The sequence below is a fragment of the Mucilaginibacter phenanthrenivorans genome, assembly GCF_024721155.1.
GTDB lineage: Bacteria > Bacteroidota > Bacteroidia > Sphingobacteriales > Sphingobacteriaceae > Mucilaginibacter > Mucilaginibacter phenanthrenivorans.
In genome coordinates this window covers 161,419-183,778 of sequence record NZ_JAHVAP010000003.1, presented here as the reverse complement: position 1 = coordinate 183,778, position 22,360 = coordinate 161,419, and the positions used below count along the sequence as shown (strand labels likewise).

Below are 22,360 nucleotides of genomic sequence, written 5' to 3'. Positions count from 1 at the left end.
TGCTTTGGTCTTTTAGCTTTATGCTCAATCAGGCGTTTTGTGTTCAGTTTTATAGTTTACTTTTAGTTAGCCCCGGAGTAGTTTACCGGGGCTTTTTTTGACCGCTGATTTTGGGGTGATTGTTTTGATTTCGTTGATTTAGGATGGAGGCCCATGTGAATTCCGATAAACTTCGCTATACTTGATTAATAAACCTGTTAAATCTTGATGACCAACAACCTTTATAATAAACTGCATGCTGAAGGGCTGATAAGCGATGAGTCGTTTGAAAAGATCAGGCAGAAGGAAGCGGAGCCTGTGCTTTTTTCACTGCATTGGGAAATTAAAACGCTGCTCTATATTGGCGTCCTAATGCTTACCGGTGGCTTGGGCTTATTAATCTACGAAAACATCGACACTATTGGGCACGAATTTGTTTTGATGCTGATAGCAGCTATTTGCCTGGGTTGTTTTTATTACTGTTTTAACAATAAACGTCCTTTTAGTAAGGATAGGGTACAATCGCCAAATTCGTATTTCGACTATATATTGCTGCTGGCGTGTACGAGCCTCCTGATCTTTGTGGGATACCTGCAATTTGAATATAAGGTATTTGGCACCCACTATGGTATGGCCACGTTTATACCCATGCTGGCGCTCTTTTTCGTAGCTTATTGTTTCGACCACCTTGGCATCCTGAGCATGGCTATTGCCAATCTTGCGGTTTGGATGGGTGTATCGGTAACGCCAAAACAACTGCTATTAGAGAGCGACTTTAACAGCGAAACCATTATTTATACCTACCTGGTTTTAGGCATTATACTGATAGCTGCTGCCTATATTACACAATCAACGGCATTCAAAAAACACTTTAAGTTTAGTTACCAGCATTATGGAATTCATGTTGCGTATATCGCCATGTTAGCTGGATATTTTCATTATTACGATTCTGGTATAGCGGCAGTATGGATGCTAGGCATTTTCGCATTATCATACTTTATTTATAAAGATGCCTTTAAAGAAAAGTCGTTTTACTTTTTGTTGCTGGTGGTGCTGTATAGTTATATTGCTGTAAGCAGTCTTTTTGTGCGGATGTGTATAGGCATCAGGGATGTGGCGGCATTTTATATTATCGCGCTATATTTTATGGGAACAGCTGCTTACCTTATTGTGTTACTCATCAACCTAAACAGAAAAATTAAAGCCTCATGATAGCATATAACAAAACCTGGCTGGCAAACCTGCGCCTGCAGGATGAAGTTGAAATTGACGTGCAGCAGGGCAACATCACCCCGGACGAATTTATAGCTATCCAACCCAAATACCTGGTTGGTTTTTATACGCCTAATTTGTTTGTACGAATTGGTTTATTCCTGCTCACCTGTGTAATCGTTTTATTTGGTGATGGCATGTTAAGCCTGATGGCCGCAAGTGGGCATATAGTTGACGGGTTTGGCTGGTTGTTTTTCCTTGGCTTACTAAGTTATGCGGGGTTGGAGATTATAGTTAATAATAATAACCATTATCGCTCCGGAGTTGATGATGCTTCATTGTTTATTACCCAATGTTTATTTATCGCCGGATTTGCAATAATGCTTTCAAAAAATGATGGCGACAGTCATTATCTTTCCTTATCCGGCTTAATCTTTCTGCTTACGCTTTACTTCAGTATTCGTTTTACTGATATGCTTTCCGCAGCGATTGCCTGCATTTCATTTTTTGCATTAATATTCTTTACGTGGACAAAAATTGTACCTGGCCTGTCAACCGTTCCGTTTGTGATGATGCTGGTTACCGGGGGTGTTTATTGGCTTGCGCAGATCTGTGGTAATCGAAAGGAGTTGATTAATTATAATACCAGCCTCACGATAGTTAAGTTGGTTAGCCTGCTTGCTTTTTATGCATCGGGCAATTACTATATCATTCAAACACTCAGCGCCGAAATGACAGGCAAAACCGACCCCGTTCCATTTGGGATGATTTTTTGGATCTGGACCATCCTATTGCCTTTTGCATACATCGCTTTCGGCATAAAAAAGAAGGATGCCGTCCTGCTGCGGGTAGGATTGTTATTGATTGCAACTGCTGTTATAACATTTCGCACCTACTACCATGTGCTGCCTGTAGATACGGCCCTTACCATTGCAGGTACGCTGGTTTTAGGAATAGTTTATGGGGTGACAAAATATTTAAAAACGCCCAAACACGGCTTTACCCGTGCTGAACCGGATACCATAAATTCATTAGACCATCTTAAAATTGAATCGTTAATAGTTGCCGAAACAATTTCACATGCACCAACAGCGCCGGTAAACGATGGTGTAAAGTTCGGTGGCGGCGATTTTGGCGGCGGCGGATCCAGCGGGGATTTTTGAGGGGTTAGTCATTGGAATGGACTTAACATGACTTCGACCTAAGCAAACAGTCAACTCACCCCAAAACCTTCTCCAACCCCGTTGAAGCGAAGCGCAAATTTGCCGACAAAGCGTTCCACTTTTGCACATGGAACAGGTGGAACACTATGAAACACGCTGATTATCAGAGATTTTATCTTTTGTCAAGAATTAAATAGCGGTAAATTTTGATAATCAAGCGCTATGCCACCAACCTCTATATCGACCTCAAGTTGACTTAATCAACTAAACCAACAACTTATCCGGTGTAATAGGTAAATCTCTCACCCGCTTTCCTGTGGCGTTATAAACAGCATTGGCTACGGCTGCAGCTACGCCTACGGTGGCAATTTCGCCCATGCCCTTTGCACCTATTGGGTTTATGATCAGGTCGGGTTTGTTTACAAAATAGGCTTCAACCTGCGGGATATCCGCTTGAACAGGTACATGATAATCGGCGAAGTTGTTGTTTACCAGTCGCCCGTACCGGTGATCTATGATCGCCTCTTCCATCAGCGCCATGCCGGTGCCCATAATGGTACCGCCAATCATCTGGCTGCGGGCGGTTTTTGCACTGATGATAGTACCTGCATCGGCAACAGAAATTGCCTTATCAATTTTTACAACGCCGGTTGCAGGATGCACCAGCACTTTCATGAAATGCACCGACCAGGAGTACATGGAATATTTTCCCTGTTCCTCGCCGCCCTTTGATGCGGTTGTTACTTCCAGCTTATCAAGGTTTTGTTGCTTCAGGATCTGGGTATAGTTTGTAGCATCGCCATTACCGGCAAGGGCTTTAAACTTTTCCTTAAGGGCAACACAGGCGTCATGCACTGCGGAGCCCACGGTCGACATTACCTGCGAACCGCCTTGTGTTGGCGACGGCGGCAGCGACGAATCGCCCAAATCAAACCTGATCTTATCCGCAGGAATTCCCATTGTTTCGGCGGCCACTGTTACCATACCGGTGCCAGTTCCAGGCCCAATGTCAGTAACTGCTGTTTGCAATATCAAAGTACCATCAGCCATCATTCGCGCCAATACTGTTGCCGAGCTGCGGTGCGCGCCAAACATACCGGCAGCCATTCCGTATCCTGCCAGCCAGCCGTTCTCGGTTACAGCACCGGGCTTTTGATTGCGGTTAGTCCACCCTATCTTATCTGCACCTATTTTATACGCATCACTTAAAAATTTGCTCGAATAAGGTTTATTGTTCGACGGATCTGTTTCTGCGTAATTGCGCATCCGCAGTTCTATCGGATCGATATTGAGTTGATAGGAAAGCTCATCCATGGCACACTCCAGCGCAAATGCGCCCGTGGCCTCACCCGGGCCGCGCATTGGTGTCGGCACATTAACATTAAGCGACACAATTTTGTACCGGGTGTTCACATTGGGGCAAGCATACATCAGCTGACTGATATTAACCACTCCCTCTGTAAAATCCTCGTAAACCGAAGTTTGCCCGGTAGCTTCATGGGTTATCCCCGCTAATTTCCCATCGGCACTGGCGCCTATCCCAACTTTTTGCCAGGTATAAGGCCTGTAGCCCACCGAAGTGAACATATCTGCACGGCTTAAAACCAGTTTAACAGGTTTTCCCACTGCCTTTGCGGCAAGTACGGCGGCAATTTCATGGGGCCAAGTACGCAACGCTGCACCAAAGGCGCCACCAACAAACGGCGCGTTCACCTGCACATTATCGGGCGGAAGTTTAAACGCCTGGGCAATGCTGCGCTGGGTTCCCTTTACGCCTTGCGTTTTATCCCAAACGGTAACTTTATCATCAGCATCCCAGCGGGCAATAATGGCATGCAGTTCCATCGGGTTATGTACTTCCGTAGGGATCGTATATTCCTGTTCAATTTTTATGGGTGCTGTTTTCCAGGCATCCTCCTGCCCCTTTAAGTAGTCTTTCCCTCTGCCGGGTATTTGACCATTGGCAATGTTGGCCTTTAAATCTGTTTGATGGGTATCAACGTTATAAGTTGCGTTCACCAATGACGCCGCAAATAATGCCCGTTCAAAGCTATCGGCAACCACCAGTGCAATTGGTTGCCCGTTAAAATAAACCTGGTTGTTATTGAATATTTTTAAGGGGCCCTTTGGAGGAGGGCTATCTGTTTGATAACCCGGAATTTTTGGAGCATTCAAATAAGTGAGTACTGAAAGTACACCCGGCGCGCCTTCTGCTTTTTTTGTGTCGATGTTTTTGATACTGCCTTTGGTAACCGTGCTGCCAACCAGCACACCATATACCAGGCCCTTTACATCATATTCGGCAGCATATTTTGCCTTGCCGGTAACTTTTAAACGTCCATCAACCCTGCTTAGGCCGGGTTTGTCATTAGTTATATCGGTGCCCATCATAATCTATTTTCAACCTTCTTAACTCAATAAACCTAATCCAACTTAATCAACCTAATCAACTCTCTTATCTAACTCAATTCCAACTCCATCCCTACCAGTTTATCTGGAGTAATTGGTAATTCCCTTACCCGCTTCCCGGTGGCATTGTAAACTGCGTTGGCAACCGCACCTGCCATGCCTATTAAAGCAATCTCGCCCATGCCTTTTGCGCCCATGGGGTTGATATACGGATCAGGCTTGTTTACAAACAGTGCCTCTATTTGCGGGATGTCCGCATTTACAGGAACATGGTAATCTGCAAAATTATTATTTACCAGCTTTCCGTAGCGATCGTCAATAATTACCTCCTCCATCAATGCCATGCCGATGCCACCTATCGCCCCGCCTACAATTTGGCTACGGGCGGTTTTAGGGCTCACAATATGGCCGGAATCAGCCACACAAACTACCTTATCAACCTTAACAACACCTGTAGTTGGATGCACCAGCACCCTTACAAAATGTACGGACCACGAATACATGGCGTATTTATCCCTTTCAGGACCACCGCTTGAGTCGACAGTGATCTCCAGTTTTGGCAGGTTGTGTTGTTTTAATACAGCGGCGTAATCAGGTTTGTCAGTTCCGCCATTACCTATCAGCTTTTGGAAATTCTCCTTCAGATCTGTACATGCCTGGTATACCGCCGAGCCCACCGTTGCGGTGGTAGACGAGCCTCCCTGGCTTGGCGCAAGCGGCAACGATGAATCGCCCATATCAAACCTGATCTTATCTGCAGGGATACCCATAACGTCGGAAGCTATGGTAACCATTGCGGTACCAGTACCGGGGCCAATATCACTTACAGCAGTTTGGATAATTAGCGTTCCATCCGCCATCATTATTGCTTTTGCAGCAGCCTTGTCGCGGTAAGCGCCAAACATGCCGCCGCCCATTCCGTAGCCAACCATCCAGCCGTTTTTTGAAACCGATGCAGGTTTTTGTTTGCGATCATCCCAGCCAATTCCGTCGGCGCCTAATTTGTAGGCTTCGTTCAAATATTTGCTGGAGAATGGCTTGCCGCTTTCCGGGTCGGTTTCCGCATAATTTATTAGGCGCAGTTTTATTGGGTCGATGTTGAGCGCGTAGGATAATTCATCCAGTGCCGACTCCAGTGCAAAGGCGCCGGTTGCTTCACCCGGTCCGCGCATCCACGTTGGCGAACCGATATCCAGCGGGTTTATCTTGTAAATGGTATTTACATTGGGGCAGGCGTATGTTGAACGGCTTACACCTATCGGTTCTTCGTTAAAATCCTCGTAGGTGGATGTCTGCCCGACGGCCTCGTGGGTTATACCGACAAGTTTTCCATCAGCAGTAGCGCCTATTCCAATCTTTTGCCAGGTGTACGGGCGATAACCTACAGAAGTGAACATATCGGCCCTGCCGAGCAACAATTTAACAGGGCGCTTAACTACCTTTGCTGATAAAATTGCGGCAACCTCGTGCGGCCAAACCTGTAATGCGCTGCCAAATGCACCACCTACAAATTTTGAATTCACCTGTACGTTTTCTTTCGGCAGCTTAAATATGCTGACAATACCATCGCGGGTATCCTGCACACCCTGGGTTTTGGTCCAAACAGTTAACTTGTCCTCCGCATCCCATTTTGCGATAATGGCATGCAGTTCCATGGCGCTGTGCACTTCTGATGGAATAATATACTCCTGCTCCAATTTAAATGGGGCGGTCTTCCAGGCATCAACCGTTCCTCTTTTTGTTGTACCGTCTCCACCAGGAGCAAAAGCTCCTGTATTATCCTGCATACTGGTGTGATGCGGATCGGTATTATATTGTGCTTTTACCAGCGAGGCGGCAAACAAAGCGCGCTCAAACGAGTCTGCCACCACAACAGCTATCGGCTGCCCGTTAAACAGCACCTTATTATTATAAAAAAGCTTATACGTTCCCTTGGCGGGCTCCGGCTTGCCCGGTTCAACCTGGTAGCCTGCAATTTTTGGCGCATTTAAATGGGTGATCACCTTTAGTACACCCGGCGCTCTTTCAGCTGCTTTGGTATCTATTGATTTGATAGTACCCTTAGTTATGGTGCTGCCTACCAATACGCCATAAACCATACCCGCGGGGGTAAACTCGCCCGAGTACCTGGCAGCCCCGGTAACCTTTAACCGGCCGTCTATCCGGCTCATGCCTGTGGATGAAGATGGCTTATTTAATTGATCGTTCATTTGTTCAATGGTTCATTAGTTCATTGGTAGCAGTTTGATAATCGTATCCACTACATTAATCCATTACAACTTTTACAACAATTACAACCCTTATAACTCACACTAAACCAACCCCGCCGCATGTTTCAGCGCTTCGGTTATGGTAGCCGGGGCAAGCTTTAACTTAAATGAATTGTACTGATAGGCCTTCGCGCCCTGCATGGCTATTTGCGCAGCCTGTTTAAAGCTTTCTTCAGTTGCCGGTTTGCCTATCAACGCCTTTTCAGCATCAAACAAACGCCATGGTTTATGTGCCACACCGCCCATTGCAAGCCGTGCATTTTTTATGACCCCGTTGCTGATCTCCAGCGCCGCAGCTACTGATACCAGCGCAAAGGCGTATGATTGCCTGTCGCGCACCTTTAAATAATAGCTGTTCTTCGCAAAATTATTATCGGGAATTTCTACACCGACTATCATCTCACCCGTTGCCAAATGGTTGTCCATTTCCGGGTGATCGCCTGGCAGACGATGAAACTCAGTGAACGGAATTCTTCTCTCTCCCTTTTTGCCGGCGATGATCGCCACTGCGTCCAGAGCAGCCAGGCCCACACACATGTCGCTTGGGTTTACGGCAATGCATTGATCGCTTGCGCCAAAAATAGCGTGCATCCGGTTAATACCTTCCATTGCGCCACAGCCGGTGCCGGGAGCGCGTTTGTTGCAAGGCATAGTGGTGTCGTAAAAATAAGTACAACGGGTTCGCTGCATCATATTGCCGCCTACGGTAGCCATGTTACGTAACTGCGGCGATGCGCCTGCTTTTAGCGCCATGCTTAACAAGGGTTGTTTTTCAAGCACTAAACTATTTTCAGATACCACGCTGTTTAAGGCCAGCGCACCGATATGTAAACCGGTTTTGGTAGCGACTATATTTTTTAGGGGGAGGTGATTGATATCCACCAGCTTATCAGGCGCGGTAACACCCCGTTTCATCAGGTCGATGAGGTTGGTGCCTCCGGCTATGATTTTTGTGCCGGGCTTTGCAATGGCGTCAATAGCGCTTTGTTGCGTTAATGCACGGGTGTATTGAAACTGTTTCATACGGCTTGCCCTCCTGCTTTTACTTCCTGTATGGCGTTAACTATATTTGGATAAGCTCCGCATCGGCAAATGTTCCCGCTCATATACTCGCGAATCTCCATTTCCGAATTGGCATGTCCCTCGCGAATACAAGCCACTGCCGACATGATCTGCCCAGGTGTGCAATAGCCGCATTGAAAGCCGTCGTGCTTCAAAAAAGCTTCCTGCATAGGGTGCAGGTCATCGCCCTTGGCAAGCCCCTCAATGGTGGTTATCTTTTTACCGCTGGCCATAACGCCAAGCGTAAGGCAGCTGTTTACCCGGTGCCCATCCACGTGAACGGTACACGCGCCGCATTGGCCATGGTCGCACCCCTTTTTGGTGCCGGTTAGGTCAAGCTGTTCGCGGAGAATATCAAGTAAGGTGGCACGCGGTTCAACCGAGAGGCTGTGTGCAACACCGTTAACCTCCATTTTTATCGGCATCTTTTCAAAAGCTTCCGCTATTTTTTCACCCACGCCCATTTCGGCAGCTTTAACGGCTGTTCCGGGCGTTAGGGCAATGGCTGTTAACAGGGTGCTCTGTTTTAAGAAGTTACGGCGTGAATTATCCTTTGCCTCCGCTTCAAATCCGGGCAAAGCATGGTCTTTTTCGTCTTCCATAAATAAATGCTTTATTGAAGTACAAGTTAGGCAAAAATTTGTTTAGGAAAAGCGGGCTGAATAAAGAAGTTACAAAAAACCGTTATGTTTTATTTTATATAATGCTTTTATACAGGTCATTATGAAAATAAACCAGAAATAACAGGTGCGCTTTGATGAGCTTTCTAAAATTTTAAATTGGCTTTCAGCCAGGCCTGAACTTCTTCCTGTTTGGTGATTTCAACCGGCATTTTATCGTGAATAAGTTTTTCCATTTTGTTGCCGGTGTTGGCAAAGCGGTAGTCCCAGAAGATCATTAGTTTGTTTATCAGGTAAACAACCTCGTTACCTTCTTCCTTGTTAAAAATGGTGTCGTCCGGCTTGCCGTTAACCCGCGGATCGTTCTGCACATAGGCGGTCCATTTATAATCGGAATAATGTAAGTTTCTTCTTGAGAACAAGATCATAAGAAAGGTGATTTCTATAAAGGTACTCATAATAAGTTGGATTAAGTTGAAGAGGTTGTAAGTGTTGTAAAAGTTGGAAGTGTTTTGCCCGGCTTAACTACTGTAACAACTAATAAGTTGAATAGGTTGTAATAGTTGAAAGCGTTTAATCGCTACAACAATTACAACGTCTACAACCAAAAATAATCACACAGATTTTCTCCAACATATTCTCAATCTTTATACAGAATGGTTTTCTATCATTGGTCAAAAGCATTAATTAATATGAAAAAGAGATTTTTATTAGCAGCACTTATTGCAGTGGTAAGCGGTACTGTTAGCGCACAGGATTTAAAAAGCTCAATTGTGCCCGCTGTGGTAAAGGAAGCATTGGCAAAGAAATATCCCGAAGCAACCAAGGTTACCTGGGAAAAGGAAAAGGGTAACTATGAGGCAAACTGGGGCGGTAAGTCAGGCGAGGAAAACTCTGTCCAATTTACTCCCTCAGGTACATTTATTGAAATTGTAAAGGCTATCCCCGTTGCCGATCTGCCTAAAGGTATTGTACCCTATGTTAAGGAACATTATAAGGGTGCAAAAATAAAGGAAGCCGGCAAGGTTACAGACGCAGCGGGCAAAACCATGTACGAGGCTGAAATAAAAGGCAAGGACCTCATTTTTGACGAGAACGGAAATTTTATTAAAAAGGATTGATCCCGGTAGAGACGCAAAGTATTGCGTCTCTAAATTAAACATTGCGTCTCTACCATCCCTTTACCTGCTTAATATACGCCGTTAATTCGTCCGCAATAAGCTTGTGCTCATCTATATCAGGGTGACCGCCGCAGCCATTGTGGTATTGCCTGGAGAAAAAGTATTTGTATACGTTTTTGTCGCCCTGCGAATTTGCATAGCTGGTGATGCCAGTAAGAAAACGTTTTAATACGGCGGTTAAAGTGGTATCCCCCATGGGGCTGGTGAGGCAAATAATACTGGCTTTGGGATAGTGCATCCGCAGTGAGGAAATCAGCTTAACATAAGTACCGCAATATAAAGTCGAGTCCTGCTGCGGGCCATCATTTTGCCCGATGCAAATGGTTACCACGTCAGGCTGGTAGTTGTCAAAGTTCCATTTAATTGAATCGTCCGCAAGGATAACCTTGTCATAGATCTGCGGCAGCACAACCTTCATGTTGCAGCAGCTATGCAGCAGGCCAACACCTGCCAGCGCCGATAGCTGCCAGTCGGCATTTAAATTACGGGCGGTGCGCGCACCGTAGCTCATATAGGCGTTATGCTGATCGTACCATTGCCCCTTGTCGCAGGCAACTACCGATTGATCCATACCAGTGCCGCTGGTAATGGAATCGCCAAAATATTCAATTTTGCGGGTTGGTTGTGCGGGCAGTGGCAAAAGCGCCTTGCACCTGAAGCCAATAAAATCAATATAACCGATATTTGATTCCGTGTCCTTACAAATAAGAATGGTATGTTCTGAGTCAGATAATCCGGCAGGTACGTTTATTACATTTTCCTTGCCGGTGGTTTGGATGCGGTACGGTTTATTATCGTCGATAACTATCTCCAGGTAATTGAGGTTATGACCGCCCTGGTTCTCATCATTCAAAATTATTTCACATTTTGAGCCTTTAAACCTGGCCTTTATGTAAACCCCCGGTGCCCAGATTCGGGGCTTTAACTTGTCAGAAAAATCAATCCTTCCAACATAACGAATCCTGCTGTTGTTTGCGCTGAAAAACTTAAGGTCGTCTTTTTTGTGGGGTGATGAAATGGCAACAGCGGTTGTTGTGAGCAGGATGCAAAAGAGGCAGATGAATTGCTTTATCATAAATTAAAGGTAGCAAGAAAAACGCTCCCGCCACTAACTTACCGGGCGGAATGTATAAGCACATTCCAACAAAATATACGCAGAATTTATCCCTATAAAAAATGATCGAACGTATCGCTCCTGATCCCAAGACGAAGTGTTTCCAGCGGGATCACATCTGCGGGGGCAATATTCCCCAAACTTACATTAGCGCCGATAAGCTTGATAAACCAAACCTGCTGTGCTTTTTGAGGGGCTTCCCAAATAATAGTTTCTTCAGGAATCTGTGTCAGGATCTCATCAACCAACCCCTGCCTTACCTCTCCCGAATCGCGGTAAATGCCCACATTGCCGCTTTCGCGCGCTTCGGCTATTACTTTCCATGAGCCGGCTTCAATTTCGGCACGCATCAGGTTGATCCACTTGTAAGGCGCAAAGATCTTTTGCACATCCTTTGAGCCAACTTCGGAGATTACAGTTGTTATTTTAGATAGCTTTTGGATATAGTCGCACTTGATGTCGTGCTCCAGGGTGATGGAGCCATCTGATACTTCGGCATAATCCATTTGAAACTTATCCAGCAGGCGGCAGTAATCGTCAAACTGGTTTCGTACTATCATCGCCTCAAATAAGGTTCCGCCAAAATAAACAGGAATGCCTGCATCGCGGTAAAGTTTTAGTTTTTCAGCAAGGTTCGGCGTAACATACGATGTTGCCCAGCCCAGTTTAACCATATCGGTATACGCACCACCGACCTCAATAAAATCCTCCGCCTGGCGCAGGCTAAGCCCCTTATCCATCACCATGGTGATGCCGCTGTTACGTGGTTTGGCTACACGTTCGGGGAGATTATTGATCTGGTAATTCATAGATGATGTAAAATGGTTATAGACTATAACTAAAAGTTCTAATGGCTCAAAGGTCGTAAAAAAAGCCAAAACTGGTAGAAGTTTTGGCTTTTTTTAGAGATTAGAGATCGGTGAATAGAGATTAGTTGGATGGTCGCAAAGTTTTTCCTAATCTCTGATTAACTAACCTCTAATCACCTCACTTAGTATACCTATTAATAATATCCACAATCACTTTGTTTTTCTGCAGCTGTGGCAAATAATCAAACAGGATGTAATGTTTTTCCGGATCGGACGAAAGCGCCGTTTCCAGGTAAGTCAGGGCTTCGTTGTATTCGCCTTTGGCAAATAGGTAGGCTACCATCCGGTAATACAGCTCAGCTGCATCCGGGTTGTTCTTTATAGCCTGTGAGATTATTTCGATGGCATCAACCAGCCTTTGTTGCTCGTATAATATAGACGAGTAATCCAGCCAGGCATCCACATCCATCGGGTTCAGCTCAACAACCTTATCATAGGCATTCTCTGCCTCGGTCATATGGCCAAGCTTGTATTCTGCATCGGCAATAGCAAACCAGTAGTCGGCATTGGCAATATCCAGATCAAGCGCCTTTTTGTAGAAATGAAGCGCCTCAAAATAGCGTTCCTCAAAATCAAGCGTAACACCAATTCCAAACCAGGCATCGGCCAGCTTAGGATCCATCTTAACCGATTTTTTGTAGAATGCGCGGGCATCATCCATCTGCTCCAGCTTTTCATAGCATTCGCCAATGGCGCAATAAGTATCGGCATTGGGCTGCTCGTATTCAAAAGTATGACGATAAACCTCAATGGCCTCTGCATATTTCTCCAGGTTCACCAATGCATTGCCCTTATTAAAATAGGCCGATGCGAAGCTGTCCTTTATTAATATAGCGTAGTCATAAGCGTCAATTGCTTTTTCAAACAAGCTCAGCTTGGTAAACGCATTGCCTAAATTATACCACGCGGCATAACTGTAAGGCTCGTTATCAATGTATTGCTGGTAAAACGTAACGCTTTCCTCCTGGTTGTCCAAAACGTCGTAGCAAAAGGCAAGCTCATACAAAGCATCCTGGTTCTCCATATTTTGCTTTAAGCAAAGCTTCAGGTAGGTAATGGATGTTTCATAATCGCCCATATTTTGGTATACGTAGGCAATATGCAGCAGCACTTCGTCGGTTTCTTCTGCAAGGTCAAGCGCTTTTTCGTAGTTCTCCAAAGCTTCGCCATAGCGTTCCATACTCTCGTACATATTACCGCGAATGAGGTAAATGTCCGGGTCCGATGCTTCGAGCATTGCGGCTTTTTCAAGCGCTTCAAATGCTTCGGGCACCTTGTTGGATACCACTAAGAGCTGAGCCTGTTTAATCAGGAAAACTGCGGCAAACGGATGCTGGTTGCGGGCATATTCAGCAACCTGTAGGGCTTTTGGCGGATCGTTCTTTTCGATGTAGTAGTCGATAATGTTCTCAAACGCCTGGGCATCAAAAAAGTACTGATCATGATTACGAATCATCTCTTCGTACCGTTCTACCGAAAATTTTGGGTCCTCGGTAAAACCAAATTCAAATTCTTCTTCCATTCAATTTTGTTTCAGAACATATACTCCGTTGAAGCCTTCAAAATCGCTTTTAGAGCTTTAACCGAGATTAAATTACAAGTAATAAACATCCATAATACAATTTAGTTATCAACATTCAAACATTGTTAACAGGGTTAATTACAAAGCCTTGATAATTAATGCGAATCATTTTGCCGGCAAAGGGTGAGTTGATAATAAATTGCCTTAAAGATTTTTACCTTTGGCAAAAGTAACAATTATGAGCCTCAATATTCCGGATATTCTTAATCGTTTACATATAAACGACATTAACGACGCATTTAGTACAGGCAGCAATTGGGTAAGCAGCCCTGATGCAGCTATAAAAGATATCGTATCGCCAACCGACGGTAAAAAGATCGCTTCGGTAAAATTTGCTACCGCAGATAACTACAATAGCGCAGTTGAACAGGCGCAAAAAGCCTTCATAAACTGGCGCACGGTACCCGCTCCAAAACGTGGAGAAATTGTTCGCGAAATAGGCAATGCCTTGCGTGCAAATAAAGAAAACCTTGGCGCTTTGGTATCCTACGAGATGGGCAAGAGCCTGCAGGAAGGCTACGGCGAAGTGCAGGAAATGATTGATATTGCTGATTTTGCGGTAGGCCTGAGTCGCCAGCTTTATGGCTTAACCATGCACAGCGAGCGCCCGCAGCACCGCATGTATGAACAATACCATCCTTTAGGGATTGTAGGCATTATTTCAGCATTTAATTTCCCTGTGGCGGTATGGAGCTGGAACGCGATGCTGGCCTGGGTTTGCGGCGATGTTTGCATCTGGAAACCATCTGAAAAAACACCTTTAACAGCTATAGCCTGCCAGCATATTGCGCAGGAGGTATTTAAAAAACATAATATTGACGAAGGCGTATCCTGCCTGGTGATAGGCGACAGGGAGATTGGCGAATTAATGGCGAATGATCCCCGCGTGCCGTTGGTTTCTGCTACCGGTTCAACCCGCATGGGTAAATCTATAGGCGCAGCGGTTGGCGCAAGGCTTGGCAGGAGTTTGTTAGAACTTGGCGGTAACAACGCCATTATCATCAGTGAAAATGCCGACCTGGATATGTCATTGATAGGCGCGGTATTTGGTGCGGTGGGAACAGCCGGCCAGCGTTGTACCAGCACCCGCAGGCTCATTATACATGAAAGTGTATATGATGCCTTTAAAGCGAAACTGGTAAAAGCTTATGCCCAAATCCGCATTGGCGATCCGCTGGATGAAAATAACCACATGGGCCCGCTGATCGACAAAGATGCGGTTGCCTTATATCTTGATTCCATTGAAAAATGCAAGGCCGAAGGCGGAAACTTTATTGTTGAAGGAGGCAAGCTGGAAGGCGCTCAATATGCTTCGGGCTGTTACGTAAAACCATGTATCGCCGAGGTTGAAAATCACTATAAAATTGTGCAGCACGAAACCTTTGCACCTATCCTTTATTTGATTAAATACAAGGGGCTTGAAGAAGCACTTGCCCTGCAAAATGGTGTGCCGCAAGGCCTGTCATCAGCCATCATGACGCAAAATTTACGCGAGGCAGAACAATTTCTATCCTATGCTGGTTCTGATTGCGGAATTGCCAATGTGAACATAGGCACGTCCGGCGCAGAAATTGGCGGCGCATTTGGCGGAGAAAAGGAAACGGGCGGTGGTCGTGAATCCGGCTCGGATGCCTGGAAAGTTTACATGCGCAGGCAAACAAATACTATTAATTATTCAAAAACGTTACCCTTAGCTCAAGGAATTAAATTTGATCTTTGATTAAGTTGATGAAAGGTTGTAAGGGTTTTAGTTGTTGTAGAGGGTAAGAAGCCCCCATGCAAAAACAACGACTACAACTCTTACAACATTTACAACTGCTACAACAATAAACATGAACATACTACAAAAATACACTTTAAGCTCCCTCACCTTCGGGGCAATGTTACTAAGCCTTAACTCGTTCGGACAGCAAGCGCCTAAGATGGCACCCGATCCGCCAAAAAACTGGCACGCCATGGATTTAAAAACCGATGGCTTCTATGGCATCAGCCTAAAGCAGGCTTACCTGTTTTTAAAGGGAAAGAAAAGCAAAACGGTAATTGTTACCACTATCGATAGTGGTATTGACACTACGCAAACTGACCTGAAAAGCATTTTGTGGGTAAACCCGAAGGAGATTCCCAACAATGGCAAGGATGATGACGGCGATGGCCTGGTTGATGACGTGCATGGCTGGGATTTTTTGGGCGGCAAAGGCGGCAAGGTTGACTTTACCGAAACTACCGAGGAAGTAAGGCAATATAACAAGCTGAAAGGTAAATATTTGTCAACAACTACCGCACCTGCAGGCCAGGAAAAGGAATTTGCCTTTTGGCAGCAGGTAAAATCCGCTTATGATACCACCATGAGCCACTCGCAAACAGAGCTTAAGGAACTTACCATGGAGGTTAATGTACTTTCGGCTACAAATTTTTATATCAAAAGAGAGCTGAAATTAAAATCAGACCAGACATTTAATATAGCCGACCTTAAAAGAATAACCACTACCAACGACACGATAAGCCAGAGTAAAACCGTTTGGGAATCAGTATTCTCACAGATTGGAGAGGATACCAACAATGCCAAAGTGCTTAAGGACATTACCGAAGAGTACGCCAAGCAAAATAACAATATCACACCAGATTTGGAGGCACGCGCCCGTATAGTGGGCGACGATCCGGATGTGAATGATGGCAAGCCATACGGTAACAACGTGCTTAAAAACCCTGATGCATCACATGGAACCGGTGTTGCCGGTTTAATTGGCGCCGTACGGAACAACGGTTACGGCATTGACGGTGTTGCCGACAATGTGAGGATCATGTCGATAAAGGCAGTGCCAAACGGCGATGAGTATGACAAGGATATTGCTAACGCGATCCGTTATGCTGTTGACCACGGCGCATTGGTGATCAATATGAGCTTTGGTAAAAAGATCTCTCCGCACAAGGAGTGGGTTGATGCGGCTTTTAAATATGCAGCGTCGAAGGATGTATTATTGGTACAGGCATCGGGTAACGACAACCATGATATGGACGCCGCTCCTGAATTTCCCAATGATACCTATCTTGACGGAACCACTACAGACAACGTGATCAGCGTGGGCGCATCGGGCCCGAAACCTGACACCTTGCTGGCAGCAACATTCAGCAACTATGGTCAAAAAAGCGTTGACGTATTCGCACCGGGTGTAAAGGTTACTTCAATAGATACAGACGCCGAATTTAACACGGCGGATGGCACCAGCTTTTCATCGCCTATCGTTTCCGGCATTGCTGCTTTGATATTGGAATATTATCCCGAGTTGAGCGCTAAACAGGTAAAACAGGCAATTTTAGGAAGCGCCGCCCCTGTAACCAACAGACTGGTTAACAAACCGGGCAGCAAGGAAAAAGTTGAATTCACCACACTTTCAAAAACCGGCGGAATTGTAAATGCTCATAAGGCATTGGAGATTGCTTCGAAAATGAAGGGAGAGCGGAAGTAAGTTAGCAGTTTTGAGTGGGCAGTAGGCAGTAAAAATGTCTATTAACTGCGGGTTTATGCTTGCGGAATAACAACTTTTTACCTGTAAACGTAAAAACCTTGCAGTAATGGCGGTACAAATTGCAAATCACACTTTAGTGATTATATTTGCGTTCGCTAAAAAAGCATATTTTATAATACGATGAGAGAAATACAATTCAGAGAAGCGCTTCGCGAAGCAATGAACGAGGAAATGCGCAATGATGATAAAATATACCTGATGGGTGAAGAGGTGGCCGAATATAATGGCGCCTACAAAGTAAGCCAGGGAATGCTGGACGAATTTGGCGCTAAACGCGTTATCGACACTCCGATTTCTGAATGCGGTTTTGCTGGTATCGGCATCGGTTCGGCAATGAACGGCCTGAAACCTATTATCGAGTTCATGACCTTTAACTTCTCGTTGGTTGCTATCGACCAGATCATCAACGGGGCAGCTAAGATCATGTCGATGAGCGGTGGCCAGTTCTCTGTGCCAATCGTGTTCCGCGGCCCAACCGGGAATGCAGGGATGCTTAGCTCGCAGCACAGCCAGTGCTTTGAAAACTGGTATGCCAACTGCCCGGGCTTGAAGGTGGTTGTTCCATCAAACCCTTACGATGCAAAAGGACTTTTAAAATCTGCTATCCTTGATCCGGATCCGGTTATTTTCATGGAGTCGGAATTAATGTATGGCGATAAGGGTGAAGTTCCTGAAGAAACTTATTATATCCCGATCGGAAAAGCAAACGTAACCAAGGAGGGCAGCGATGTTACCCTTGTTGGCTTTGGCAAGATCATGAAGGTGGTTAACGCTGCTGCTGCCGAACTTGAGAAAGAAGGCATCCATGCTGAAGTGATCGATCTGCGTACTGTACGCCCTATCGATTATGATACCGTTATCGCTTCTGTTAAGAAAACAAACCGTTTGATCATTGTTGAAGAAAGCTGGCCATTAGGCTCAATAGCTACCGAAGTTGCCTTTAAGGTACAAAAGGATGCATTTGATTACCTTGATGCTCCGGTATTGCGGATCATGGGCGGCGATGTGCCGTTACCTTACGCACCAACCCTGATCCAGGAATATCTTCCAAACCCTGAACGTGTTATTAAAGCGGTTAAGGAAGTAATGTATGTTACTAAATAAGTTGATTGGGTTGATTAAGTGAGTGGTGGATTGGGTTTAGAGAATTTCTAGCTAAATCCCCTGAATCATGTTATTCAACAAAAAAATAAGCGAAGCCTGCTCAAATAGCAGGCTTTTTTATTTACTTTGAATTTTTAAAACATACACTATGAAACACTTAAACTTAAAACGCTTTTACACCCGTGCATTTTTGGTGGCCGGTATGGTTTTCTGCTGCGCTATGTACACAAAGGCCCAGGAAGCCGCGCCTGCAAAGCCTGCCGCCACTGCCGCTAAACCAGCTGCTGCGCCCGTTGTAAAGGGTGCGGCTGATTTGGTAAATACTTTTTTCAAAAAATATAAAGAAGACGGAACCAGCCTGGCAATAGATTACTTATTCGGCACCAATAAGTATTTTACCAATACAGCCGGGATCAACCAGCTTAAAGCCAAGCTGGATTCATTGCGCCAGGGAATTGGGCTGTTTTTAGGTAAAGACCTGATCACGCAAAAAAATGCTTCAAACAGCCTGGTATTTTATAGCTACCTGGTAAAGCACGAGATCCAGCCGATCAGGTTTACCTTTATATTTTATAAGCCACAGAATGACTGGGTTTTGTACCGCTTTAAGTACGACGACCAGATGGATATTGAACTGGAAGACGCCGGCAAAATCAACTCCAAACACTAACAGGTATTGGAAACATCAAACGTAAAGGATAGCAACGGGAACCCGCTGGCCGATGGCGACTCGGTAACACTGATAAAAAGTTTAAAGGTAAAAGGCTCGACTACCACCCTAAAACAGGGCATCACCATAAAAAAGATCCGGCTTACTGACAACGACGAGGAAGTTGACTGTAAAGTTGATGGGATGAGCGTTGTACTTAAAACCTGCTTTTTGAAAAAGAAATAATATGAAAAACTTAAGAAGTAAAAGAAGCCTGCTGGCTCCTATAGGGTTCTTCACAATATTTATCATAACAGGTAGCTTTAAACTTTTCCGGGCCATAACAGCGCATAATACTTTGTTGATTGTAATGTCGGTAGTTGGTATTACATTCAGTATTATTGGTCTATCGCTGATAATTTCCTATTTGAGAAGAGAAGTAAAAACAGTTTAATTTACATTTTTAATATTTATATTCGTTTTATGGTAAGAGTTACGACGGATCTTCAGAAAAAGAATGTAGCCTTATTGATCCCCTTCATCACCTTCCTGGGGTTTATTGCCATCAGCATCAATAGCCTTTTCTGCGGGATTGATCACCATGAAACCTGGCGGATGGTGCTGGCCGCTGTTGGTGGTCTGTTTTTTGTGGCATTCGCTGCGCTTACCGCCTTTCACCTGGTAAAAAATAATAAAACCATTAAAGCCTGATAACCGCCTTATGAACAAGAATAAAAAAATATATTTATACTGCTTATATATATGCACCGTGGTTATTAACGTAAGCACCTTGCTTGGTGGCATCAAGCACCACGAAACCTGGCGGATAGTTGTCGGCTCAATATCGCTTGCATTAATCATTATTGCCATTGGGTTAACAGTATTGGGGTATAAGAGGAATAAGGTAACGCAGTTTCCTGATTGACCAATCCGTTGTCATTGCTGAGGAACGAAGCAACCTCTACTCAGGGTAATTAAGAAACTTTACGCTTACGGTGACCTCACAGCCGCTTGCTTGTTGTGCAAAAGACTTTATAGTGGACATCAATGCCGTAAAGCAGTCTCTAAAGCTTTCTACGCATAACTGGTTTCCTTTCACCGTCTGTTGAAAACCTCTCCTTGAAAATGCCCGCAATTCTGCTCAACTTCGCAGTCCAAATTTGATTATGAGTATCCATTATAAAAAGATAGCATCTGAGCTTTCCATTGCCGAAAAACAGGTTAGCGCTACCGTTGACTTGCTTGATGAAGGCGCCACTGTTCCGTTTATTTCGCGTTACCGCAAGGAAGTTACCGGCACGTTGGATGAGGTGCAGGTAGCCGCCATCCGCGACCGCGTGCAGCAATTGCGCGACCTGGATAAACGCCGCGAAGCCATCCTGAAATCGCTTACAGAAATGGGTAAACTTACGCCTGAGCTGGAAAAACAGATCAACGAGGCGGAGACAATGGTCTCACTGGAAGACCTGTACCTGCCTTATCGCCCAAAAAGAAAAACGCGCGCCACTACAGCCCGCGAAAAGGGCCTGCAACCACTGGCAGACCTCCTGATGGAGCAAAAACGCATCGACCCGGAAACTGAAGCCGCCAAATATATCGACGAAGAGAAGGGTGTAAAAAGTTTTGAAGAGGCGTTGGCAGGGGCAAGGGATATCATCGCCGAATTCATCAGTGAAAATGCAGAGGTACGCACCCGGATGCGCAGCCTGTTTATTGAAAAAGGCACTTTTCAATCTAAGGTAATAGAGGGTAAGGAACAGGACGGGATAAAATATAAGGACTATTTCGACTGGACGGAGCCTGTAAAATCAGCGCCATCGCACAGGGTGCTGGCCATGCGCCGCGGAGAAAAGGAAGAAATTTTATGGCTGGATATTAAGCCCGTTGAGGAAGAGGCAGTAGCCTTGCTGGAAGATGCTTTTGTGATTGGCAATAATCCAAGTGCCGACCAGGTAAAGCAAGCCATTGCAGATGGCTATAAGCGTTTGTTAAAGCCATCAATGGAAACCGAGGTACGCCTGTTCACCAAGAAACAAGCCGATGAGGAAGCGATTCGCGTTTTTGCAGAGAATGCCCGTCAGTTATTATTGAGCGCACCGCTTGGTCAAAAACGCACCATGGCTATCGACCCGGGCTTCAGGACCGGCTGCAAGGTGGTTTGTTTGGACGAGCAGGGCAAGCTATTGGAATACACTGCTATTTTCCCGCATACAGGCGCAGGCCAGGCAAAAGAGGCAGAAAAAACAACGGAGTTTCTTTACAAAAAATACAACATCGAGGCTATCGCCATCGGCAACGGAACAGCGGGCCGCGAAACAGAAACATTTGTGCGCAACCTGAACCTGCCGGGCGCAGCCATAGTAATGGTTAACGAAAGTGGCGCATCTATCTATTCCGCGTCTGACGTTGCAAGGGAGGAATTTCCGGATAAGGATGTTACGGTCAGAGGTGCGGTATCTATCGGTAGGAGATTGATGGATCCATTGGCCGAGCTGGTGAAGATCGACCCAAAATCAATTGGTGTTGGCCAATACCAGCATGATGTGGATCAAACCAAACTGCAAACCTCGCTTGACGATACAGTAATGAGCTGTGTAAACGCTGTTGGCGTGGAGCTAAACACGGCGTCGAAGCAGATCCTGGCTTATGTATCAGGCCTTGGCCCGCAGCTGGCGCAGAATATTGTTGCCTACCGCGATGCCAACGGAGCCTTTAAGCACCGCAATGAATTAAAGAAAGTGCCGCGTTTGGGCGATAAGGCGTTTGAACAGGCGGCAGGCTTCCTGCGCATCTGCGATGCAAAGGATCCGCTGGATACAAGCGGCGTACACCCGGAAAGGTATGCACTGGTTGAGCAAATGGCAAAGGACTTAAAATGTTCCATAAAAGATTTAATGAGCGATGATAAGCTGCGCAAAAGCATCCCGCTGCAGAAATATATCTCTGCCGATGCCGGCTTGCCAACGCTTAACGATATTATGGCAGAGCTTGCCAAACCCGGACGTGATCCGCGTGAGCAGTTCGAGGCGTTCAGCTTTACAGACGGCGTTAATTCCATCAATGATTTGAAGATCGGCATGAAGCTGCCGGGTATTGTAACCAATATCACCAACTTCGGCGCCTTTGTTGATATCGGTGTACACCAGGATGGCCTGGTGCATTTAAGCCAGATCACCAACCGCTTTATAAAGGATGCCAACGAGATCCTTAAAGTGCAGCAAAAGGTTGAAGTAACCGTTACCGACGTGGACATCAACCGCAAGCGTATTGCCCTATCCATGAAGGAGAACGAGCCAAAACCGGCAGAACGCGAACGCCGCGAACCTGCAAACCAGCAGCGCAATTTTCAAAAGCCCGCGTTTAACAAGAAACCGGAGCCACAGGTGGAAACTGATATCGCCATAAAGCTGGCGGCGTTGAAGGATAAATTTAGGTAGCAGTATCCTATTCCACATGTCATTGCGAACGAGGAACGAGTGAAGCAACCTCGTCGCCACGCCTTCGCCCATACAAGTTTTACACTTTTTTGTTGGCTCTGTATAACGACGAGATTGCCGCGCTATCGCTCGCAATGACATTCTTTAGAAAACAAAAGCGTCCCGAAAATTCGGGACGCTTT

20 protein-coding genes are annotated in these 22,360 nt (G+C 45.5%); 12 read left to right on the top strand and 8 right to left on the bottom strand.

The features are described from left to right. Positions 1-207: 207 nt before the first annotated feature. Both KXD93_RS07400 and KXD93_RS07395 read left to right on the top strand, forming a co-directional pair. Positions 208-1,191: a DUF2157 domain-containing protein gene (locus KXD93_RS07400; protein WP_258136333.1), complete on the top strand. Its 984-nt coding sequence runs from the start codon at positions 208-210 to the stop codon at positions 1,189-1,191. Then, positions 1,188-2,354 carry a hypothetical protein gene (locus tag KXD93_RS07395; RefSeq protein WP_258136332.1) on the top strand — a complete coding sequence of 389 codons (1,167 nt, stop codon included), beginning with the start codon at positions 1,188-1,190 and terminating at the stop codon, positions 2,352-2,354. Before KXD93_RS07400 ends, KXD93_RS07395 begins: the two co-directional genes overlap by 4 nt. Before the next feature lie 264 nt (positions 2,355-2,618). Here KXD93_RS07395 and KXD93_RS07390 read toward each other — a convergent pair whose 3' ends face one another. The 5 genes from KXD93_RS07390 to KXD93_RS07370 form a co-directional block, all read right to left on the bottom strand. Further along, the gene (locus tag KXD93_RS07390; RefSeq protein ID WP_258136331.1) at positions 2,619-4,745 is read right to left on the bottom strand and encodes a xanthine dehydrogenase family protein molybdopterin-binding subunit; all 2,127 of its coding nucleotides are present in this window, start codon (positions 4,743-4,745) and stop codon (positions 2,619-2,621) included. A gap of 68 nt (positions 4,746-4,813) precedes the next feature. Continuing rightward, on the bottom strand, positions 4,814-6,973 hold the full coding sequence (locus tag KXD93_RS07385; RefSeq protein WP_258136330.1) for a xanthine dehydrogenase family protein molybdopterin-binding subunit: 2,160 nt from the start codon (positions 6,971-6,973) through the stop codon (positions 4,814-4,816). Between the two features lie 102 nt (positions 6,974-7,075). Then, positions 7,076-8,056 carry an FAD binding domain-containing protein gene (locus tag KXD93_RS07380; RefSeq protein ID WP_258136329.1) on the bottom strand — a complete coding sequence of 327 codons (981 nt, stop codon included), beginning with the start codon at positions 8,054-8,056 and terminating at the stop codon, positions 7,076-7,078. After that, positions 8,053-8,697: a (2Fe-2S)-binding protein gene (locus KXD93_RS07375; protein ID WP_258136327.1), complete on the bottom strand. Its 645-nt coding sequence runs from the start codon at positions 8,695-8,697 to the stop codon at positions 8,053-8,055. The genes KXD93_RS07380 and KXD93_RS07375 overlap by 4 nt, the downstream gene beginning before the upstream one ends. Before the next feature lie 164 nt (positions 8,698-8,861). Beyond that, positions 8,862-9,173 carry a hypothetical protein gene (locus tag KXD93_RS07370; RefSeq protein WP_258136326.1) on the bottom strand — a complete coding sequence of 104 codons (312 nt, stop codon included), beginning with the start codon at positions 9,171-9,173 and terminating at the stop codon, positions 8,862-8,864. Positions 9,174-9,407: 234 nt separating this feature from the next. Between KXD93_RS07370 and KXD93_RS07365 the strand changes: the two genes are divergently transcribed. Next, the gene (locus KXD93_RS07365; protein WP_258136325.1) at positions 9,408-9,836 is read left to right on the top strand and encodes a PepSY-like domain-containing protein; all 429 of its coding nucleotides are present in this window, start codon (positions 9,408-9,410) and stop codon (positions 9,834-9,836) included. Between the two features lie 49 nt (positions 9,837-9,885). Here KXD93_RS07365 and KXD93_RS07360 read toward each other — a convergent pair whose 3' ends face one another. The 3 genes from KXD93_RS07360 to KXD93_RS07350 form a co-directional block, all read right to left on the bottom strand. Next, a complete protein-coding gene (locus tag KXD93_RS07360; RefSeq protein WP_258136324.1) occupies positions 9,886-10,971 on the bottom strand; it encodes an SGNH/GDSL hydrolase family protein in 1,086 nt (361 codons plus the stop codon). Positions 10,972-11,063: 92 nt separating this feature from the next. Next, positions 11,064-11,819 carry a phosphosulfolactate synthase gene (locus tag KXD93_RS07355; protein WP_258136323.1) on the bottom strand — a complete coding sequence of 252 codons (756 nt, stop codon included), beginning with the start codon at positions 11,817-11,819 and terminating at the stop codon, positions 11,064-11,066. Positions 11,820-11,997: 178 nt separating this feature from the next. Continuing rightward, positions 11,998-13,401 (bottom strand): tetratricopeptide repeat protein, encoded by a 1,404-nt coding sequence (locus tag KXD93_RS07350; protein ID WP_258136322.1) that lies wholly within the window; start codon positions 13,399-13,401, stop codon positions 11,998-12,000. A 238-nt stretch (positions 13,402-13,639) separates the two neighbouring features. On the opposite strand from KXD93_RS07350, the gene amaB reads away from it, so the two are divergent. The 9 genes from amaB to KXD93_RS07305 all read left to right on the top strand — a co-directional run bounded on the left by amaB (position 13,640) and on the right by KXD93_RS07305 (position 22,178). Further along, positions 13,640-15,181 (top strand): L-piperidine-6-carboxylate dehydrogenase, encoded by a 1,542-nt coding sequence (gene amaB, locus KXD93_RS07345; RefSeq protein WP_258136321.1) that lies wholly within the window; start codon positions 13,640-13,642, stop codon positions 15,179-15,181. 112 nt (positions 15,182-15,293) lie between these two features. Next, positions 15,294-16,928: a S8 family serine peptidase gene (locus KXD93_RS07340; RefSeq protein WP_258136320.1), complete on the top strand. Its 1,635-nt coding sequence runs from the start codon at positions 15,294-15,296 to the stop codon at positions 16,926-16,928. A gap of 180 nt (positions 16,929-17,108) precedes the next feature. Continuing rightward, complete coding sequence (locus KXD93_RS07335; RefSeq protein WP_258136319.1) at positions 17,109-18,092, top strand: pyruvate dehydrogenase complex E1 component subunit beta; 984 nt, start codon at positions 17,109-17,111, stop codon at positions 18,090-18,092. A gap of 148 nt (positions 18,093-18,240) precedes the next feature. Beyond that, complete coding sequence (locus KXD93_RS07330; protein ID WP_258136317.1) at positions 18,241-18,762, top strand: hypothetical protein; 522 nt, start codon at positions 18,241-18,243, stop codon at positions 18,760-18,762. Positions 18,763-18,768: 6 nt separating this feature from the next. Continuing rightward, positions 18,769-18,987, top strand: a complete 219-nt coding sequence (locus tag KXD93_RS07325) for an alkylphosphonate utilization protein (RefSeq protein WP_258136316.1) — start codon at positions 18,769-18,771, stop codon at positions 18,985-18,987. Between the two features lies 1 nt (position 18,988). Beyond that, positions 18,989-19,195: a hypothetical protein gene (locus KXD93_RS07320; RefSeq protein ID WP_258136315.1), complete on the top strand. Its 207-nt coding sequence runs from the start codon at positions 18,989-18,991 to the stop codon at positions 19,193-19,195. Between the two features lie 29 nt (positions 19,196-19,224). Next, entirely contained in the window at positions 19,225-19,452 is a 228-nt protein-coding gene (locus KXD93_RS07315) for a hypothetical protein (RefSeq protein ID WP_258136314.1), read from the top strand. A 10-nt stretch (positions 19,453-19,462) separates the two neighbouring features. Next, positions 19,463-19,666 (top strand): hypothetical protein, encoded by a 204-nt coding sequence (locus tag KXD93_RS07310; RefSeq protein ID WP_258136313.1) that lies wholly within the window; start codon positions 19,463-19,465, stop codon positions 19,664-19,666. 241 nt (positions 19,667-19,907) lie between these two features. Continuing rightward, on the top strand, positions 19,908-22,178 hold the full coding sequence (locus tag KXD93_RS07305) for a Tex family protein (RefSeq protein WP_258136312.1): 2,271 nt from the start codon (positions 19,908-19,910) through the stop codon (positions 22,176-22,178). Positions 22,179-22,360 lie beyond the last annotated feature (182 nt).

Bases quoted from the DNA above. Each gene is read 5' to 3' on its own strand.
- KXD93_RS07400 (WP_258136333.1), top strand. From the start codon at position 208: ATGACCAACAACCTTTATAATAAACTGCATGCTGAAGGGCTGATAAGC.
- KXD93_RS07395 (WP_258136332.1), top strand. From the start codon at position 1,188: ATGATAGCATATAACAAAACCTGGCTGGCAAACCTGCGCCTGCAGGAT.
- KXD93_RS07390 (WP_258136331.1), bottom strand. From the start codon at position 4,745: ATGATGGGCACCGATATAACTAATGACAAACCCGGCCTAAGCAGGGTT.
- KXD93_RS07385 (WP_258136330.1), bottom strand. From the start codon at position 6,973: ATGAACGATCAATTAAATAAGCCATCTTCATCCACAGGCATGAGCCGG.
- KXD93_RS07380 (WP_258136329.1), bottom strand. From the start codon at position 8,056: ATGAAACAGTTTCAATACACCCGTGCATTAACGCAACAAAGCGCTATT.
- KXD93_RS07375 (WP_258136327.1), bottom strand. From the start codon at position 8,697: ATGGAAGACGAAAAAGACCATGCTTTGCCCGGATTTGAAGCGGAGGCA.
- KXD93_RS07370 (WP_258136326.1), bottom strand. From the start codon at position 9,173: ATGAGTACCTTTATAGAAATCACCTTTCTTATGATCTTGTTCTCAAGA.
- KXD93_RS07365 (WP_258136325.1), top strand. From the start codon at position 9,408: ATGAAAAAGAGATTTTTATTAGCAGCACTTATTGCAGTGGTAAGCGGT.
- KXD93_RS07360 (WP_258136324.1), bottom strand. From the start codon at position 10,971: ATGATAAAGCAATTCATCTGCCTCTTTTGCATCCTGCTCACAACAACC.
- KXD93_RS07355 (WP_258136323.1), bottom strand. From the start codon at position 11,819: ATGAATTACCAGATCAATAATCTCCCCGAACGTGTAGCCAAACCACGT.
- KXD93_RS07350 (WP_258136322.1), bottom strand. From the start codon at position 13,401: ATGGAAGAAGAATTTGAATTTGGTTTTACCGAGGACCCAAAATTTTCG.
- amaB (WP_258136321.1), top strand. From the start codon at position 13,640: ATGAGCCTCAATATTCCGGATATTCTTAATCGTTTACATATAAACGAC.
- KXD93_RS07340 (WP_258136320.1), top strand. From the start codon at position 15,294: ATGAACATACTACAAAAATACACTTTAAGCTCCCTCACCTTCGGGGCA.
- KXD93_RS07335 (WP_258136319.1), top strand. From the start codon at position 17,109: ATGAGAGAAATACAATTCAGAGAAGCGCTTCGCGAAGCAATGAACGAG.
- KXD93_RS07330 (WP_258136317.1), top strand. From the start codon at position 18,241: ATGAAACACTTAAACTTAAAACGCTTTTACACCCGTGCATTTTTGGTG.
- KXD93_RS07320 (WP_258136315.1), top strand. From the start codon at position 18,989: ATGAAAAACTTAAGAAGTAAAAGAAGCCTGCTGGCTCCTATAGGGTTC.
- KXD93_RS07315 (WP_258136314.1), top strand. From the start codon at position 19,225: ATGGTAAGAGTTACGACGGATCTTCAGAAAAAGAATGTAGCCTTATTG.
- KXD93_RS07310 (WP_258136313.1), top strand. From the start codon at position 19,463: ATGAACAAGAATAAAAAAATATATTTATACTGCTTATATATATGCACC.
- KXD93_RS07305 (WP_258136312.1), top strand. From the start codon at position 19,908: ATGAGTATCCATTATAAAAAGATAGCATCTGAGCTTTCCATTGCCGAA.